Origin of the sequence: Amycolatopsis sp. NPDC049691 (assembly GCF_040675005.1) — a bacterium.
Classification (GTDB): domain Bacteria; phylum Actinomycetota; class Actinomycetes; order Mycobacteriales; family Pseudonocardiaceae; genus Amycolatopsis.
The window spans coordinates 173,465-191,255 of sequence record NZ_JBFANX010000006.1 but is presented as its reverse complement, the minus strand read 5'-3'; the positions used below and the strand labels follow the sequence as shown (position 1 = coordinate 191,255).

At 71.3% G+C, this 17,791-nt stretch carries 16 protein-coding genes; 4 read left to right on the top strand and 12 right to left on the bottom strand.

The annotated features are described in order from the left end of the window. Positions 1 to 45 precede the first annotated feature (45 nt). Both AB0J40_RS16025 and AB0J40_RS16020 read right to left on the bottom strand, forming a co-directional pair. A complete protein-coding gene (locus AB0J40_RS16025; protein ID WP_364453033.1) occupies positions 46 to 351 on the bottom strand; it encodes an antibiotic biosynthesis monooxygenase in 306 nt (101 codons plus the stop codon). Beyond that, the gene (locus AB0J40_RS16020; RefSeq protein ID WP_364453030.1) at positions 348 to 974 is read right to left on the bottom strand and encodes a flavin reductase family protein; all 627 of its coding nucleotides are present in this window, start codon (positions 972 to 974) and stop codon (positions 348 to 350) included. The genes AB0J40_RS16025 and AB0J40_RS16020 overlap by 4 nt, the downstream gene beginning before the upstream one ends. Positions 975 to 1,079: 105 nt before the next feature. On the opposite strand from AB0J40_RS16020, the gene AB0J40_RS16015 reads away from it, so the two are divergent. Beyond that, positions 1,080 to 3,413, top strand: a complete 2,334-nt coding sequence (locus tag AB0J40_RS16015) for a GH92 family glycosyl hydrolase (RefSeq protein ID WP_364453027.1) — start codon at positions 1,080 to 1,082, stop codon at positions 3,411 to 3,413. On the opposite strand, the gene AB0J40_RS16010 is transcribed toward AB0J40_RS16015, so the two are convergent. From AB0J40_RS16010 to AB0J40_RS16000, 3 genes are all read right to left on the bottom strand, one after another. Next, on the bottom strand, positions 3,410 to 5,461 hold the full coding sequence (locus tag AB0J40_RS16010) for an MMPL family transporter (RefSeq protein WP_364453024.1): 2,052 nt from the start codon (positions 5,459 to 5,461) through the stop codon (positions 3,410 to 3,412). The genes AB0J40_RS16015 and AB0J40_RS16010 overlap by 4 nt on opposite strands. A 113-nt stretch (positions 5,462 to 5,574) precedes the next feature. Next, positions 5,575 to 6,240 (bottom strand): response regulator transcription factor, encoded by a 666-nt coding sequence (locus tag AB0J40_RS16005; protein ID WP_364453022.1) that lies wholly within the window; start codon positions 6,238 to 6,240, stop codon positions 5,575 to 5,577. 7 nt (positions 6,241 to 6,247) lie between these two features. Continuing rightward, positions 6,248 to 7,312, bottom strand: a complete 1,065-nt coding sequence (locus tag AB0J40_RS16000) for a sensor histidine kinase (protein ID WP_364453019.1) — start codon at positions 7,310 to 7,312, stop codon at positions 6,248 to 6,250. Positions 7,313 to 7,392: 80 nt separating this feature from the next. Between AB0J40_RS16000 and AB0J40_RS15995 the strand changes: the two genes are divergently transcribed. Then, positions 7,393 to 7,857 (top strand): DUF3761 domain-containing protein, encoded by a 465-nt coding sequence (locus AB0J40_RS15995; RefSeq protein ID WP_364453016.1) that lies wholly within the window; start codon positions 7,393 to 7,395, stop codon positions 7,855 to 7,857. An 86-nt stretch (positions 7,858 to 7,943) separates the two neighbouring features. Then, the gene (locus AB0J40_RS15990) at positions 7,944 to 9,356 is read left to right on the top strand and encodes an MFS transporter (RefSeq protein ID WP_364453013.1); all 1,413 of its coding nucleotides are present in this window, start codon (positions 7,944 to 7,946) and stop codon (positions 9,354 to 9,356) included. Here the strand turns inward: AB0J40_RS15990 and AB0J40_RS15985 are convergent. From AB0J40_RS15985 to AB0J40_RS15955, 7 genes are all read right to left on the bottom strand, one after another. After that, the gene (locus AB0J40_RS15985) at positions 9,353 to 10,159 is read right to left on the bottom strand and encodes an SAM-dependent methyltransferase (protein WP_364453010.1); all 807 of its coding nucleotides are present in this window, start codon (positions 10,157 to 10,159) and stop codon (positions 9,353 to 9,355) included. The genes AB0J40_RS15990 and AB0J40_RS15985 overlap by 4 nt on opposite strands. Before the next feature lie 52 nt (positions 10,160 to 10,211). Continuing rightward, positions 10,212 to 11,015: an SAM-dependent methyltransferase gene (locus tag AB0J40_RS15980; protein ID WP_364453007.1), complete on the bottom strand. Its 804-nt coding sequence runs from the start codon at positions 11,013 to 11,015 to the stop codon at positions 10,212 to 10,214. A 41-nt stretch (positions 11,016 to 11,056) separates the two neighbouring features. After that, on the bottom strand, positions 11,057 to 11,782 hold the full coding sequence (locus AB0J40_RS15975) for an SAM-dependent methyltransferase (protein WP_364453004.1): 726 nt from the start codon (positions 11,780 to 11,782) through the stop codon (positions 11,057 to 11,059). A gap of 44 nt (positions 11,783 to 11,826) precedes the next feature. Then, positions 11,827 to 13,380 carry an acetolactate synthase large subunit gene (locus AB0J40_RS15970; protein WP_364453676.1) on the bottom strand — a complete coding sequence of 518 codons (1,554 nt, stop codon included), beginning with the start codon at positions 13,378 to 13,380 and terminating at the stop codon, positions 11,827 to 11,829. 82 nt (positions 13,381 to 13,462) lie between these two features. Beyond that, complete coding sequence (locus AB0J40_RS15965; protein ID WP_364453001.1) at positions 13,463 to 14,848, bottom strand: FAD-binding oxidoreductase; 1,386 nt, start codon at positions 14,846 to 14,848, stop codon at positions 13,463 to 13,465. Between the two features lie 89 nt (positions 14,849 to 14,937). Continuing rightward, a complete protein-coding gene (locus AB0J40_RS15960) occupies positions 14,938 to 16,494 on the bottom strand; it encodes a multicopper oxidase family protein (RefSeq protein ID WP_364452998.1) in 1,557 nt (518 codons plus the stop codon). Continuing rightward, positions 16,491 to 16,841: a hypothetical protein gene (locus AB0J40_RS15955; protein WP_364452995.1), complete on the bottom strand. Its 351-nt coding sequence runs from the start codon at positions 16,839 to 16,841 to the stop codon at positions 16,491 to 16,493. The genes AB0J40_RS15960 and AB0J40_RS15955 overlap by 4 nt, the downstream gene beginning before the upstream one ends. Before the next feature lie 77 nt (positions 16,842 to 16,918). Here AB0J40_RS15955 and AB0J40_RS15950 point away from each other — a divergent pair, with 77 nt between their 5' ends. Then, a complete protein-coding gene (locus tag AB0J40_RS15950; RefSeq protein WP_364452993.1) occupies positions 16,919 to 17,788 on the top strand; it encodes a LysR family transcriptional regulator in 870 nt (289 codons plus the stop codon). Positions 17,789 to 17,791: the final 3 nt, after the last annotated feature.

Below are 17,791 nucleotides of genomic sequence, written 5' to 3'. Positions count from 1 at the left end.
TCCGTGAAGGCCACCTCGAGTTCTTCGAGGTGGCCTTCACGGCTTTCAGAGCGTGACCGCCACCTCGGCGTGGCTGACGTGCTCGTCCCAGCGGCTCAACGCCCGCCGCGCGTCCTCCTCGAGGACGGCGTCTTCGTAGCTGTCGCCCGCGAAGCCGCGTACGGCGTCGAGGTCGCTGAAGAACGTGATCGAGGTGAACTCGACTTCGTCGCGCTCCGGGCGGCGCAGCAACCGGGCGCCGTGGAAGCCGGGCACGTGACGCAGGTGTTCCGCGACTTCGGTTTCGTAGTGCCGCTGGTAGTCGTCGGCCGTCGCGGCGGGCGCCCAGCCCCGCCAGGTACGCGCGATCATCCTCGGTTCCCCAATCCGTCGAGGGCCTCGACGGTACCCGCGGTCTCCGAGCGGAAGCTGTGCCCGAGCTCCGGGCCCAGGCCGAAGTAGTGGCGGAAGTTGTAGATCAGCGGGCTCCACGCCGCCGGGTCGACGTGCTCGGTGTCCGGGACCACCAGCTCCGGAGCCGCGTGCACGGTCAGGACCCGCGCCTCGACGATGTGAAACTCTCCGGCGGTGTCCGATTGCACCGCCGCCGCCCGCGCCTCCAGCTGCAGCGGGCATTCCGCGACGCGCGGCGGGCGCACGAGCCGCGACGGTTCCGGCGTCAGTCCCGCCGCCTCGAACTTCGCCTGCTCGTAGCGGAACCTCGGCTTGTTCGCCGGGACCGGCGTGCGGCCGGTCAGCGGGGCCAGGCGCTCCACCGCTTTCCACTGGCCAGGTCCGGGCAGGTTGATCACGACGTCCGGGCGGACGCGGAGGTTGTACGCGGTCTGGCCGTCGGCGGCGATGCCGAGCACGACCGTCCACCCGAGCGCCCACGCCGAGGACATCGGGGCCAGGTTCGGGCTGCCGTCGTCGTTCTCGGTGCTGAGCAGGACTACCGGCGTGCCGAAGTACAGGATGCGGGGCTTGATCTCCATGTCCCGAAACGTAGGTTCCGGAGCGTTCGCCGCGAGCCGAAGTGTCCGGCAGGTTGTCCGCTCGCGTTCGCCCAAAAGCCACCGACCGCGGGTTAATCTCCGCCCATGCGCCGTTCCCTCACGGTGGCGCTCGCCGCCGCCCTGGTCGCCTCGACGTTGACAACGATGTCAGCCGCTGCCGGCCTGAGTCCTGCCGACTTCGTCGATCCCCTTATCGGCTCCGCGGGGGACGGCAACACCTACCCCGGCGCCACCGCGCCCTTCGGCATGCTCGCCTGGAGCCCGACCAGCACCCACGGCGACCAGACGTCCACCGGCGCCGCCAACGGCTACCAGTACGACACCACCCGCGTCCGCGGCTTCGCGTTAACGCACGTTAACGGCGCCGGCTGCAACCCCGGCGCCGCCGGCGACGTGCCGATCCTGCCCTTCGCCGGCGACGTGACCTCGTCGCCGACCGCCGACACCACCGACGCCGTCTACGCGAGCAACTTCAGCCACGCCGACGAAGCCGCGACGCCCGGCCGCTACCGGCTCGGCCTGCAGAACGGCGTCACGACAGACGTCGCCGCCACCGAACGGACCGCGATCGGCACGCTGTCGTACCCGCAGGACAAGCCGGCCAGCCTGCTCTTCCGGACGTCGAACTCCCTCAACGGCAGCGAAGACGCCGAGACGCACATCGACGCGGCGAACCGGCGCGTGACCGGGTCCGTGCTCACCGGCGCCTTCTGCGGCCGCCGCGCGAACGGCGGCGTCAACAACCGAAAGTCCTACTACCGCCTGTACTTCACCGCGCGGTTCGACCAGCCCGTCACCGGCACCGGGACGTGGAAGGACGCGACGCTCCAGCCCGGCGGCACCGACCAGACCGGCGGCGAGGGCTACGCGACCGGCAAGGACCGGGCCGGACGCGGTTCCGGCGGTTACGTCACCTTCGCGCCCGGCAGCAAGGTGACCATGCGGATCGCCATTTCCTACGTCTCGCTCGAAGGCGCGGAACGCAACCTCCAGGCCGAGCAGCCGAAGAAGTCCACTGTGGACAGCGTGGCCGCCAGGACGAAGCAGGCCTGGAACACCGAACTCGACCGGGTGAACGTCAGCGGCGGCACCGCCACCCAGCGGATCACCTTCACGACCGCGCTCTACCACAGCCTGCAGCAGCCCAACCTCGTCAGCGACGTCGACGGCCAGTACCTCGGTATGGACCGGCAGCCGCACCGCGTCGAACGCGGGCAGGACGCGCAGTACTCCAACTTCTCCGGCTGGGACCAGTACCGCGCGCAGGTGCAGCTGCTGGCACTGGTCGAGCCGCGCGTCGCGGGGAACTTCGCGCAATCGCTGTACAACTACGCGAAGCAGAACGACGGGGTCTGGGACCGCTGGGTGCACGTCAACGGCGCGACGCACGTGATGACCGGCGACCCGTCGGCGGCGACGATCGCGACGTTCTACGCGATGGGCGTGCGCAACTTCGACTACAGCGGCGCGTTCGATTCACTGTATCGGCAGGCTACGGTGTCTCGGCCCGAAGGCCTGCAGGACGGCGGCTGTCCCGGACAGTGCGTCGGCCAGCGGCCCAACCTCGCGCAGTACCTGACGTCGCACTACGCGCCGAACGACGTCTGCCACTGCTGGGGTGGCGCCGCGGAGACGCTGGAAGACGCCGTCGCCGACTCCGCAATCGGACATTTCGCAGAGCTGCTGGGCCGCACGCGCGAAGCTGCGGAGCTGCGCGCACGCGGCGCGTACTGGCGGAATGTCTTCAACCCGGATACCGGCTACGCGCAGGCCCGCAATGTCGACGGCAGCTGGGTGACGCCGTTCGACCCGGCGAGCGACCGCGGCTTCGCGCAGGGCAGCGCGGCGGCCTACACCTGGATGGTCCCGCAGGATGTCTCCGGGCTCGCCGACGCGATGGGCGGCAAGGCCACCGCGGTCAGCCGGCTCGACGGCTTCTTCCACGACGCGAGCGGCAACTGGCAGCTGAAGGGCGGCGGCCCGCTCAAGTACGACCCGACGAACGAACCCGACATCCACGCCCCCTGGCTGTACGACGAGCTCGGGCAGCCGTGGAAGACGCAGGAGACCGTCCGGCAGCTGGTGTCGTCGGTGTACGGCACCGGCCCGTCCGGGCTGCCCGGCAACGACGACCTCGGCACGATGTCCGCCTGGTACGTCTTCGCCGCGCTCGGCATCTACCCGCGCACGCCGGGCTCGGGCGAGCTGCTGCTGTCGAGCCCGCTGTTCCCGGGCGCCGTGATCCGGCCGGCGGCGGGCGCGCCGATCCGGATCACGGCGTCGGGCAGCGGGAAGTACGTCCAGGACGTCCGCCGGGACGGCAGGCCGCAGCGCGACTGGAAGGTCGACGCGTCCTTCCTGCGCGGCGGGAGCCTGGACTTCCGCCTGTCCGAGACGCCGACGACCTGGGGGAGTTAGGGCTCCAGCGCGAGGTGCGGCAGGCGGCGGTCCAGCCACCGGGGCAGCCACCACGCCCGCGCGCCGAGCAGGCGCATGATCGCCGGCACGACCAGGCAGCGGATCACCAGCGCGTCCAACAGGACCGCGGTCGCCAGGCCGAGCCCGAACTGCGCCAGCATCCGTGACGGGTCGAGCAGGAACGCGCCGAACACCAGCACCATGATCGCGCCCGCCGCGGTGATCACCGCGCCGGTCGACGCGAGGCCTTCGCGCACCGCGAGGCGCGCGTCGCCGGTGCGGCGCCACTCCTCGTGCATGCGCGACACGAGGAACACCTCGTAGTCCATCGACAGCCCGAACACGATCGCGAAGATCATCACCGGCACGAACGCCTCGATCGGGCCGGGCTGCGCGCCGAACCAGCCGTCGCCGAACACGAGCGTCATGACGCCGAGCGAGGCGCCGATGCTCAGCAGGTTCAGCAACGCGGCCTTGAGCGGGATGAGGATCGACCGGAACACGACCATCAGCAGCAGCGCCGAAAGCCCGACGACGACCAGCACGAACAACGGCAGCCGGTCGGCGACGGCGTCGGCGAAGTCCGTCGCGGCCGCCACCGAGCCGCCGACCAGGTAGTGGCCGGGCAACGTCGGAAGGACGTCGGTCCGCAGGCGCGTCACCAGTTCCGCGGTCGCCGCGTCCTGCGGTGACGTCGTGGGGAATACGAGGACAGTCTGGTTAACTGGCGTTAACACGCGGGCGATCCCGGGCGTCGAAGCCAGTTTCTGCTGCAGCGCGCCGGTGTCGCCATCCTGGCTGACGATCGCGAGCGGACCGCTGAAGCCCGGTCCGAAGCCCTCGGCCAGCAGGTCGTACGCCCGCCGCGTCGTCGAACCGGCGGGGTCGGTGCCGGCGTCGGCGAACCCGAGCCGCATGCCCGCGGCCGGGATCGACAGCCCGACGAGGACGATCAGGCCGATCGCGAGCGGGGCCACCGGGCGCTTCTGGACGCCGTCGGCGAGCCGCCGCCACGTCCTGCCGTGCTCTCGCCGGGCGGCGTGCTTGCGGATGCCGCGTTCGAGCCGCTTGCCGAACAGCGACAGCAGCGCGGGCAGCAGCGTCACCGACGCGAGCATGGTCATCAGGACGGTGAGCGCGACGGCCAGCGCTACCCCGCGCAGCCCGCCGAGCCCGAGCGCGAGCAGGCCGAGCAGCGCGATGATCACCGTCGTCCCGGCGAAGAGCACCGAGCGCCCGGCGGTGTCGAGCGCACGCCGCGCGGCGGTGTCCCGGTCGTGGCCGGCGAGGAGCTCACCGCGGTAGCGGGAAAAGATGAGCAGCGCGTAGTCGACGCCGACGCCGAACCCGACCAGCATCATCAACGGCGAGGTGTAGCTCGCGATGTCGACGAAGTGCGAGACGACCGTGATCACACCGAGCGTGCTGCCGACGGCGAACACCGCGGTGAGCACCGGCAGCCCGGCGGCGAGCAGTGAGCGGAACAGGAACACGAGGATGACCAGCGCGGCCAGCAGCCCGACGCCTTCCGCGGGTCCGCCGCCGCCCGAGATCCGCTCGATCGGGTCGCCGGCCAGGGCTACTTCGAGCGGTCCGGACTGCTTCGCGACGTCGGCGAACTTCACGATGTCGTCGTACGGGAGGTCGGTCGAAGCCGCGTCGAAGGTGACGGTGGCGTAGCCGATCCGCCCGTCCGGCGAGAGCGTGTCGAACGGCCCGGTCACCGCGCGCACGTGCGGCTGCAATCGGACATTTCCCAGAGTGTTTTCGATCGCGGCGCGCTGCGCGGCGAGCCCGTCGTCCGCCTTGAACACGATCTGCGCGGACGCGCCGGACTGCGCGCTGCCCTTCAGCATGTCGACGACCTGCTGCGATTCGGTGCCGGGCAGCGAGTTGTCGTCGTGGAACGCGCTGCCGGTGAGGCGGGAGGTGAACGTGACGCCGATGAGGACCAGCGCCCAGAGTGCGACGGCGAGCCACCGGTGGCGCTGCGCCCAGCCGGCCAGTTTCGCCAGGGTTCCCCCGCCTGCGCGAGTGATGGTGTCCATGGTGGACAAGGATTCGCCGCGAAGGCACTACTCCGCGTCGCGCAGCGGAAGACACTTGCTGTGCTCCCGGCGGTGTCCCTTAAGGCGTTTCCCGTACCCCCGCGGGAGTACGGCTAGGGGGTGAGCCACCTCGGCGTCACCGCGCCGGACTCGTAGGCGAGGACGACGAGCTGCGCGCGGTCGCGCATGCCGGTCTTCGTCATGATGCGGCTGACGTGCGTCTTCGCCGTCGCGGGGCTGAGAGTCAGTTCGCGCGCGATCTCGTCGTTCGACAGTCCGGCCGCGACGAGGGAAAGCACTTCGCGTTCGCGGTCGGTGAGCCGGTCGAGCGCGGGGGCCGGCGCCGGCCGCGTGACGCGCGCGGCGAACTCCGAGATCAGCCGCCGGGTGATCGACGGCGCCAGCAGCGCGTCGCCGCGCGCGACCACGCGCACGGCGTGGATCAGCTCTTCGGGTTCGGTGTCCTTGACCAGGAACCCGCTCGCGCCCGCGCGCAGGGCGCCGTAGACGTCCTCGTCCAGGTCGAACGTGGTGAGGATGACGACCTTGGCGGTCACTTTCGGGTCTTCGAGGAGGTGCCTGGTCGCGGCCAGGCCGTCGAGCACCGGCATCCGGATGTCCATCAGCACGACGTCCGGGCGGTGGTCGTGCGCGGCCTGCAGGGCTTCGCGGCCGTCCGCGGCCTCGGCGACGACCTCGATGTCGTCCTCACCGTCCAAAATGGACCGGAAGCCGGCGCGGACCAGCCGCTGGTCGTCGACGAGCAGGACCCGGATCATCGGCCCATCATCGCACCGGCAACCGGGCGCGCACCCGGTAACCGCCGCCTTCGCGCGGCGCCGCGGTCAGCTCCCCGCCGAGCGCCCGCGCGCGTTCGGCCATGCCGCGGATCCCGGTGCCGGGCGGGGCGTCGCCGCCGCGGCCGTCGTCGTCGACCTGCACGGACAGCGCGTCGGCGCCGTACCCGAGCCGGACGACGACGGTCTTCGCGCCGGCGTGCTTCGCGACGTTCGTCAGCGCTTCCTGCACCACGCGGAACGCGGCGTGCTCGACGTCCGGCGGCAGGTCGCGGGCGACGCCGTCGATCTCGGTGCGCACGGTCAGCCCGGACGCGCCGACCGACTCGGCCAGTTCCGCCACCCGCGACAGGCTCGGCTCGGCCTGGCGGAGCATGCCGAGCGTCGCGCGCAACTCCTGAAGTGCGGTCTTGCTGGCGTCCTTGATGGTGCCGAGGGCCGCTTCGGCCTGCGCGGGATCACGCCGGTGCAGCGCGGCGCCGGCCTGGACGTTGATCAGGGACAGGTGGTGGCCGAGGATGTCGTGCACTTCGCGGGCGATGCGCAGGCGCTCGTCCGTGGCGCGGGCCCGGGCTTCGGCCTCCTTGGTGCGCTCGGCCTCGGCGCGGTAGTGCGCGACGGCACCACCGGCGACGAGCGCGACGAACCAGCCGGTCATCAGGAAGAACGCGAAGTTGTCGACGTGCCGGCCCGTCCGCGAACTGACCTCGCCGACGGCGACGCCGGCCATCGCGGCGACGACGAGCAGCGCGGCCCCGCGGATCCGCCCCGCGGCGGCGGCGTTGTAGAGCGCGTAGGCGAAGGCAAGCAGGACGAGACCGTCCGGATCGGTGAGCGGGTAGTAGAGGGCGCAGCAAACGAGCGTTAACCCGGCGACACTCAGCGGGAACTTGCGCCGTGCGAAGACGGCGGCGCAGCCGAGGACGGTGAGGACCCAGCCGATGACGGCGTGGTGCGCGGGTTTGGCGCCGTCGTTCAGGACGGCGAACAGCGAGCCGACGAGCACCGCGACGGTGACCGCGAGTTCGGGAGCCCAACGCCGCAACCAGGCCATGCGGCGAGTCTAGGCGCCGTAACAAACGCTTCCGGACGAGCGACTACGGCGGCATTGGTTCGGGTAGCTAAGGAGTCTCCGTGGGAAAGAAACTGGGGTGGATCCTGGCCGCAGGCCTGCTGGTCGCGGGCTGCGGCGTCGGTTCGGTGCCGGCGAAGGATCCGGGTGGCGTCGGCGTTCTGGAAGCACCGGCGACTTCGTACACAGCGCCGACGTACTCCGTGCCGAGTACGACCGCCACCTCCGAGGCGCCGGCACCCACGAGCGTGCCGGCGGCCACGACCGCGCCGACGCAGGCGCAGGCCGTCGTGCCGAAGGCGACCGCGGCCAAGCCCAAGACGGCGCCGAAGACCACCGCGCAGGCCGCGCCGAAGCCGGCCGAGTGCGGCGCCGACTACTACCGGAACTCGGACGGCAACTGCGTCCACCGGCCCAGCGACAACCCGTCCGGTGCCACGGCCCTCTGCAAGGACGGCACCTACAGCTACAGCCAGCACCGCTCCGGCACCTGCTCCGGCCACGGAGGTGTCCGCACCTGGCTGTGACGAGAGCACCAATCGAGCGGTAAACGCCCGGAGCGTAGGTACAGTGCATGAAGTTGCATGATGCGTACTAACTACACACCGGGGGTGTGCTGGTGTCCCGTCCCGGACGGTCCGGCCGCGCGATCGTCGTGGTGCTCGCCTCGTGCGGGCTGGTCGCGTCGTTCATGCAGACGCTGGTCGTGCCGCTCATCCCGGTGTTCCCGCGGCTGCTGAACGCCTCGGCGGCCGACGCGTCGTGGGTCGTCACCGTGACGCTGCTGGCCGCGTCCGTCAGCACACCGGTCAGCGGACGGCTCGGCGACCTCTACGGCAAGCGCCGGATGATCCTCGTCAGCCTCGGGCTGCTCATCGCCGGCTCGGTGGTGTCCGCGACGACGAGCGCGCTCGCGCTCCACATCCTCGGGCGCGGGCTGCAGGGCTGCGCGATGGGCGTAATCCCGCTCGGCATCAGCATCATGCGCGACGAGCTCCCGGCCGAACGTGTCGGCGGCGCGATCTCGCTGATGAGCGCCACGCTCGGCGTGGGCGGCGCGATCGGGCTGCCGGTCGCGGCGGTCGTCGCCGAGAACGCCGACTGGCACGTGCTGTTCTGGATGGCCGCCGGGCTCGGGCTCTTCTTCGCGCTGCTGATCGTCAAGTTCGTGCCGGAGTCGCCGCTGCGGACGCCCGCGCCGTTCGACTACTTCGGCGCGTTCGGGCTCGCCGCCGGCCTGGTCTGCCTGCTGCTGCCGGTGGTCAAGGGAGCCACGTGGGGCTGGACCAGCACGCCGACGCTGGGGTTCGCCGCGGCGGCCCTCGTCATCCTGCTCGCCTGGGGCGCCTACCAGCTGCGCCGGCGCGACCCGCTCGTCGACCTGCGCGTGTCCGCGCGCCGGCCGGTGCTGTTCACGAACCTGGCGTCGATCATGGTCGGGTTCTCGATGTACGCCATGGCGCTGTCCTTCCCGCAGCTGCTGCAGGCGCCCGCGTCGACCGGCTACGGCCTGGGCCAGACGATGGTCGAGTCGGGCCTCATCCTCGCCCCGAACGGCTTGGTGATGATGCTGCTTTCACCGGTGTCGGCTCGGCTCATCACGCGCTTCGGTCCGCGTCCGACGCTGATGAGCGGCGCGCTGGTGATCGCCGCCGGGTACGTGTTCGCGATCGTGCTGATGGACAACGCGGCCGAGCTGATCACGGCGTCGGTGATCATCGGCGCCGGCGTCGGGATCGCCTACGCGGCGATGCCGGCGCTGATCATGGGCTCGGTGCCGGTCACCGAAACGGCGTCCGCGAACGGCCTGAACTCCCTGATGCGCTCGGTCGGCACGGCCGTGTCGAGCGCGGTGATGGCGGCCATGCTGGCCCAGCTGACGATCACCGTCGGCGGGCTGACGGTGCCGTCGCTGCTCGGCTTCCGGGCGACGTTCGCCGTGGCGGCGTGCGCCGCGTTGGCCGGCGTGCTGCTGGCGGGTCTGGTGCCGAAGAAGCGGGTGGCGCCCGAACTCGTCGGTGTCTAGTTCTTGCGCGCCACCAGCGCGAGCCCGCCGCACTCGGCCGGGTTCTCCGGCACGTCCGCGGGGTCGTCCGGCCGCCACTGCGGGATGAAGACGACGCCCGGGTCGAGGATCTCGAAGCCGTCCACGAGCGCGCGCAGCTCGTCGGCCGTGCGCGGCGTCACCGGGTTGGCGCTCTTCTGGTACATCGCGACCGCGCGGGCGGTGCCGTCGCTCTGCTGCTCGGGAGTGGCCGACGAGATGGCCAGGTAGCTGCCGGGCGCGAGCGCGTCGCGGTAGGCGGCGATCAGCCGGCCCGGGTCGCGCTCGTCCGGGATGAAGTGCACGAACAGCGCCATCACGACCATCACCGGCTGGTCCAGGTCCAGCATCATCTCGGTGGTCTCGTGCTCGAGGACGTCGTCCGGGAACTCGGCGTCGGCGTGCACCATGGCCGCGTTCTCGTTGCCCTCCAGCACGATCTCGCTGTGCGCGACGGCGACCGGCTCGTTGTCGACGTAGACCACTCGCGCGGTCGGGTCGACCGCGTGGGCGATCTCGTGGACGTGCCCGACGGTCGGCATGCCGGAGCCGATGTCGAGGAACTGCCGGATCCCGTTGTCGAGCCCGAACCGGATGGCCCGGCGCAGCCACTGCCGGTTCAGCCGGGCGCGCTCCCGCGCGTTCGGCTGCGCGGCGAGCACCTGGTCGGCGAACATCCGGTCGACGGCGTAGTTGAGCTGACCGCCGAGGATGTAGTCGTACACGCGTGCGGGGTTCGGCTTGTCGAGGTCGATGCCACGCCGTGCGTACTCGTCTTCACTCATTCGCCGCTCCACGGTCCGGTGTGACGGCGAGGATAGCCGACGTGAGGAGTTCTCAGTTCTTGCGCGCCACCAGGGCGAGCTGGCTCGCCCGCTCCGGGTGCTCGCCGACCTCCGCGGGATCGTCCGGGCGCCACTCCGGCGTGAACACGATCCCCGGCGGCACCAGTTCGAACCCGTCCAGCAGGGCCCGCAGCTCCGCGCGCGAGCGCGCGACGACGTCGGTGCCGCTCTTCCGGTACAGCTCCGCCGCGCGGCGGACCTCCTCGCCCTGCCCCTCGAACGTGCCCGACGACAGCGCCAAGTAGCTGCCGGGCGCGAGCGCGTCCCGGTAGGTCGCGATCAGCCCGGCCGGGTCGCGCGAGTCCGGGATGAAGTGCACGAACGCGGCCATGATCAGCATGACCGGCTCGTCGAAGTCCAGCAGCCGCTCGGTCGTGGGGTGTTCGAGGACGTCCGCCGGGTACTCGGCGTCGGCCTGGACCATCGCCGCGTTGTCGTTGTTCTTCAGCACGATCTCGCTGTGCGCGACGGCGACCGGTTCGTTGTCGACGTAGACCACCCGCGCGGCCGGGTCGATCGCCTGGACGACCTCGTGCACGTGCCCGACGGTCGGCATGCCCGAGCCGATGTCCAGGAACTGGCGGATGCCCTGCTCGGCGCCGAACCGCACCGCCCGGCGCAGCCAGCGCCGGTTCAGCAGGGCCAGCTCCCTCGCCTCCGGGCGCACCTCGAGGATCTGCTCGGCGAACACCCGGTCGATGGCGTAGTTGAGCTTGCCGCCGATGAGGTAGTCGTACACGCGCGCCGCGTTCGGCTTGTCGAAGTCGATCCCGCGCTTCGCGTGGTCGTCGGTCATCGCCGTCCCCTCCGTCGGTGCGACAGAGAGGATAGCGCCGGCTACTCCTTGCGAGCGACCAGCGCCAGCCCGCCCGACTGCTCCGGCGGGTCTTCGAGCGGCCCGTCCGGGCGCCACTCCGGCGTGAACACGATCCCCGGCGGCAGGATCTCGAAGCCCTTCACCAGTGCGCGCAGCTCGTCGGGCGACCGCAGCGTCAGCGGCGTGCCGCTCTTCTCGTACAGCGCCACCGAACGCTGGGCCGCGATCAGCCCCGCCGGGTCCCGGGAGTCCGGGATGAAGTGCACGAACGCCGCCATGATCACCATCACCGGCTCGCTGAAGTCCAGCAGCGCCTCGGTGGTCGGGTGCTCCAGCACCTCGTCCGGGTACTCGGCGTCGGCTTGGACCATCGCCGCGTTGTCGTTGCCCTCCAGCACGATCTCGCTGTGCGCGACCGCGATCGGCTCGTTGTCGACGTAGACCACCCGCGACGCCGGGTCGATCGCCTGGACGACCTCGTGCACGTGCCCGACCGTCGGCATCCCCGAGCCGATGTCCAGGAACTGCCGGACCCCCTGCTCCGCCGCGAACCGCGCCGCGCGGCGCAGCCACGCCCGGTTGGTCAGCGCCATGTGCCGCGCGTTCGGCAGCACCTGCTGGATCTGCTCGGCGAACATCCGGTCGACGGCGTAGTTCAGCCGGCCGCCGATCATGTAGTCGTACACGCGCGCCGCGTTCGGCCGTTCGAGGTCGATGCCGCGCTTCGCGTGTTCGTCTTCGCTCATCCGCCGCTCCCGGGCTCGAGGTGTGCCCGGGAGAATAGTCCGGTTCAGAGCAGGGGCGGCACCGCGGCGTCGATGAGGTGCGGACCGGGTTCGGCGAAGGCCCGCTGCAGCTGCTCGGCCAGTTCTTCGGCCGTGGTCGCCCGCGTCGCCGGGACGCCCATACCCTCCGCGATCTTGACGAAGTCCATGTCCGGCCGCGAGAGGTCGAGCAGGTCGTTCGCCTTCGGGCCGCCCGACGCCGCGCCGACGCGCTGCAGCTCCATCCGCAGGATCGCGTACGCGCGGTTGTTGAGCAGCACCGTCGTGACGTTCAGGTTCTCCCGCGCCTGCGTCCACAGCGCCGAGATCGTGTACAGCGCGCTGCCGTCGGACTGCAGGTTCAGCACCGGCCGGTCCGGCGCGGCGACGGCCGCCCCGGTCGCCACCGGCATGCCGTAGCCGATCGCGCCGCCGGTCAGCGTGAGGACGTCGTGGCGCGGGGCGCCGGCCGTCGCGGCCGGCAGCAGCAGACCTGACGTGTTGGCCTCGTCGGCGATGATCGCGTTCTCCGGCAGCAGCGCGCCGATGACGTCGACCCAGTTCTGCGGGGTCAGCGGGCCACTCGGCAGCGCGGGCCGGGACGCCGGCGACAGCACCGGTTCGGTGTCCGCGGCGACGAGGTCGGCGACCTCGTTCAGCGCGCGCGTGACGTCCTGTCCGACGGACGCAAGCGTGTGCACCTGTGCGCCTTCGGGCACCAGGTCGCTGGGCTTGCCCGGGTAGGCGAAGAACGACACCGGCGCCTTCGTGCCCGCGACGACGACGTGCTTGATGCCGTCGAGCTGGTAGGTGACCTGTTCGGCGAGGTAGCCGAGCCGCTCGATCGCCGGCAGGCCCGCGCCGCGTTCCAGCCGGGCGGGGAACGTCTCGACGAACACCTTCGCACCGGTAGCGGTGGCGATCCGGCTGGCCGCGCGCAGCCCTTCCTCGCGGCACGCACCGCCGCCGATGAGCAGCGCCACCGGCTCGCCGGCGCCGAACACCGCGGCGACGTCCTTGACGGTGGTGGCGTCGATGGCCTGCGGCACGCGCGGCGGGACGGGCGCGCACGTCTCGCCGCCGTCGCCCCACGAAGCGTCCGCGGGCAGGATCAGCGTGGCGACGCGGCCGGGCGCGTCCTGCGACGCGGCGACCGCGGCGGCGGCGTCCGCACCGACGTCCTTCGTGTGCTCGGAGCGGCGCACCCAGCCTTCCAGCGAGCCCGCGACTGCCTCGATGTCCGACTCCAGCGGCGCGTCGTACTGCTTGTGGTAGGTCGCGTGGTCGCCGATGACGTTGACGATCGGCGTGTGCGCGCGGCGCGCGTTGTGCAGGTTCGCCAGGCCGTTGCCCAGGCCGGGGCCGAGGTGCAGCAGTGTCGCGGCGGGCTTGTCCGCGATGCGCGCGTACCCGTCGGCGGCACCGGTGACGACACCTTCGAACAGCGCGAGCACGCCCCGCATCTCCGGGACGGTGTCGAGCGCGGCGACGAAGTGCATCTCCGACGTGCCGGGGTTCGCGAAGCACACTTCGACGCCGGCGTCGACCAGCGTGCGGATCAGGGACTGGGCGCCGTTCATCTCGCTCATGCGCACGCCTCGCTGACGCTCGGCGCGGCCTGAGCGGCAAGCGCTGTGTTGAATGATTCGTTCGCAAGCTCACTCATGCGTTTCCTTCGGGGAAGAGAACGCCGGGGTTGAGGATCCCGGCGGGGTCGAAGCTCTGCTTGATCCGGCGCATCAGCTCGATCTTCGCCGGGTCTTCGAGTTCCTGGTGGTACTTCGCCTTGCTGCGGCCGAGGCCGTGCTCACCGGAGATCGCGCCGCCGAGTTCCATGGCGAACGCGAAGATGTCGGTTAACAGTCGTTCACGCCTGTCCGCGTCCTTGCAGAAGATCGCGAGGTGGACGTTGCCGTCGCCGGCGTGGCCGCAGCCGAGCGCGCCGCCGCCCGCGGCCATCGCGAGCTCCCGCGCCTTCGAGATGAACTGCGGCATGGCGGTCCGCGGCACGACGACGTCGATCACGTCGTCGGCGCCGGCCGCCTTCGCGGTCCAGAAGGCCTTCTCGCGGGCTTCGATCAGTTTGCGCGCCGCGCCGCCTTCGAGGACGTAGACGTCGGTCGCGCCGAGTTCGCCGAGCAGTTCGCCGACCGTCTCGATGTCTTCCTGCAGCCGTCCGCTCTCGCGGTTTTCCAGCGCGACGACCAGGTAGGCCTCGCTGGTCTCGCGGATCTTGTCCGGGACGCCGAGCTCGAGCTTCTCGTTGTAGACGATGGCCGCCATCGTCATGTTGTCGACGTACTCGAGGATGTGCGGCCGGAGCCCGCTGGAGACGATCGCCGGCACCGCCGCCATCACCTGGCCGAAGTCGCCGAACGGCGCGAGCACGGTGGCGCCGTGGGCGAGCCGCGGGTGCAGCTTGACGGTGATCTCGGTGGCCAGCGCGAGCGTGCCTTCGGAGCCGATGATCAGCTGCGTGAGGTCGTAGCCGGTGGAGATCTTCGACGTCTTGCCGCCGGTGCGGAGGATCTCGCCGGTCGGCAGCACGGCCTGCAGGCCGAGCACGTTGTTGCGGGTGACGCCGTACTTGACCGCGCGCATGCCGCCGGCGTTGGTGCCGACGTTCCCGCCGACGCTCGCGCTCAGCTCGCCGGGGTAGACGGTGTAGCTCAGCCCGGCTTCGGCGGTCTTGGCGTCGAGTTCGGCGAGTGTGACGCCGGGCTGCACGACGGCGACGTGGTTCCCGGTGTCGACTTCGAGGACGGCGTTCATCCGCTCGAAGGAGATGAGCAGCCCGTCTTCACGCGGTCGGGCGGCGCCGGACAGGCCGCTGCCGGAGCCTCGCGCGGTGACAGGCACGTTGTGTTCCGAAGCGGCCCTAAGCAGCTCCGCGACTTCTTCCGCGGTTGCCGGCTTCGCGACGTACGCCGGCTTCTGCGGCTCCGCGTTCAACGCTTCGTCGTGCGCGTAGTCCTCGGAGATCGCCTCGCCGGTCAGCAGGTTCTTGTCCCCGACGATCTCGGCCAGCCGTGCCGCCACGTCGCCCATCGACAGACTCTCCTCCGCGCCGTTGCTGTGGTTACCGCAGCGTAGTACGTACCGCCGGTACGCCGCCATGAAGGTTTTTCACATTCGGCTCAGACGGTCTCGAAGTTGGCCATCATGCCCATGTCCTCGTGCTCCGCGTTGTGGCAGTGGAACATGTACCGCCCGCGGTAGCCGTCGAACCGCGCGATCACCTCCACGGCCTCGCCCGGCCGCAGGTCGACCGTGTCCTTGAGGCCGCTGTCGAACGGCCCGGGCTCACGGCCGCCGCGGGAGAGCACCCGGAAGTGCACCAGGTGCAGGTGGATCGGGTGGTGCACGTCCGCGACGAACCGCCAGATCTCGACGTCGCCGAGCCGCGGCCGCGCGTCGATCCGGGACGGCGAGTACGGCTTCCCGCCGATCAGCCAGCCGTGTCGCCCGCCCGACGGCGCACCGCGGAAGGAGAACTCCCTGATCACTCCGGCCGATGTCCGATCGAGGGGTTCGATCGTGCTCAACCGCTCCGGGACGTGGCTGTCCTCGATGCCGCGGCGAGTTACGCGGAACCGCAGCACGTACGCGGTGCTGCCGGTGCCCGCCCGGTTAACGAGCGTTACCTCGGTGCCCACCGGGTAGTGACCGAAGTCGACGACGACGTCGTACCGCTCGGCCGGCGCGATCGGCAGGTGGTCGTGCCCGCGCGGCGCGTCGAGCAGGCCCTGGTCCGAACCGATCTGCGTGAAGGCCGGGCCGTCCGGCGGAGGCGGGTCGAGGGCGAGGTCGTAGCGGCGGGCATTGGACGCGTTGAGCAGGCGCAGCCGGTACCGGGTCGCGGACACCTCCGCCACCGGCCACGGCGCGCCGTTGACCAGGATGACGTCGCCGAACACGCCCGCGGCGTAGGGCTCCTCGACGCCGGGCACGGTGCTGAGCGTCGAGTCGAGGGACGGGTAGCGCATGGAGCCGTCCGCGGCGAACGCTCGGTCGGCGATCATCAGCGGCAGCTCGCGCTCGCCGCGCGGCAATGGCAACGCGTCCTCTTCGGCGTCCCGGACGAAGTGGAACCCGGCGAGCCCGCGGTGCACGGCCGGGCCGGTGAAGTCCATCCGGTGGTCGTGGTACCAGAGTGTCGACGCTCGCTGCTGCAACGGATACACGTAGTCGCGTACCCCCTGGGCGATCTTCGCGTCCGGGTCGAGCATTCCCGCGTGCGGCCGGTGTCCGCCGGCGGGGAGGACGAGATCGGTGGCGTAGCCGTCGGACTCCGGGGGCGTGCGGCCGCCGTGCAGGTGGACGACGGTCGGGACCGGGAGTTCGTTGCGGTGCCGGACGATCGCCGTCCGGCCGCTGCGGGACTCGATGGTCGGCCCGGGGAAAGTGCCCTGGTAGCCCCAGATCGGCGTCCGCAACCCGGGCAGGATCTCCGCGGTGGCGGCGCGCTGGACGATCTCGTACCGGTCCGCGTCCACGTCGCGGGAGAGCGGTGACAACACGGCCGGGATCGGCAGGGGGACCTGGAACGGCGGCGGCAGCGGCACCTCGCTGGTGAGCAGTTCCCCGGTGACCGCGGCCCGCCCGAGCAGCCTCGGCCCGGCGAGCCCGGCCGCCACGACGAAACCCGCGCCGCCGGCCAGGCCGAGGAACCGGCGCCGCGACAGCCCGCTCATCGCCAGATCGCGATCAGCACGACCACGGCCAGCGTCACCAGCGCGACGCCGAGCGGGACGTGCAGGTCGAGCGCCCCGGCCAGGCCGGCGAAGTACTGCGCGGTCTCGCCGGCGACCAGCAGCAGGCTCGCCCAGAACGGCCATCGCGGGCCACCGCGCCACCAGAGCAGCGCCGTCGCAACCAGCTGTGCCAGCCCGATCGAGAAGACGAGGTTCGCCCCGAACCGGTGCAGTGCCAGCATGGCGTAGTCGCCGGTCAGATAGGCGCCCGCGAAGACCGGCTGCCCGAAGATCGCGACGGCGTGCGCGGTGGCGATCCCGCGCGCGACACTCCTTGCTTTGCTCACCCGGTCGACGCTAGGGAGGTCGATCTATGCTGTCCAAGACCGAGTTTGCCATGGAATCATGACTCTGAGGCTATGAGATGGACCTGCTCCAGCTGCGCTACTTCCAAGCGGTGGCCCGCCGCGAGCACCTCAGCCAAGCCGCCGCCGAACTCCGGGTCGCGCAGCCGTCGTTGAGCCGCGCGATCGCCCGGCTCGAAGCCGATCTCGGCGTGCCGCTGTTCGACCGCGTGGGCCGCGGGCTGCGGCTCAACCGGTTCGGCGCCGGGTTCCTCCGCCGCGTCGACCGGGCGATGGCCGAGCTGGACGACGCCCGCCGCGAGCTGGCCGACTCCGCGGGGCTCGACCACGGCAGCGTCGCCGTCGCCGCGGAAACCCTGCTCACGCTCACCGGCGTGGTCACCGAGTTCCGCGCCGCGCACGCCGGCGTCGACATCCGGCTGTACCAGTCTTCGGCCACCGAGATGGCGAACCAGCTGCGCACCGGGGAGGTCGACCTCTGCTTCGCCTCCCAGCCGCTGCCCGGCGCGGACCTGCGGACGCGGGAGCTGCTGCGCGAGGAGGTGCTGCTCGCCGTGCCGGTCGGGCACCGGCTCGCCGGGCGGGAACGCGTGCGGATCGCCGACCTCGCGGGCGAACCGTTCGTCACCACCCGCCCCGGCTACTGGCCGCGCGAGCTGGCCGACCGGCTGTTCGCGGCGGCCGGCCTGCGTCCCGAGTACACCTGCGAGAGCGACGAGCCCGGCGCCACCGGCGACCTCATCGGCGCGGGCCTCGGGATCGGGCTGGTGCCCGCGTACTCCCGCGGCGCCACGCACATCCCGGGCGTCTGGCTGAACGTGGACGCGCCGGATTGTCACCGCACGCTGAACCTCGTCTGGCGCGCCGACGCGTACTTCTCCGTCGCGGCGCGGCGGCTGGCCGACTTCGCGGCCGAGTACTTCGCGTGACGA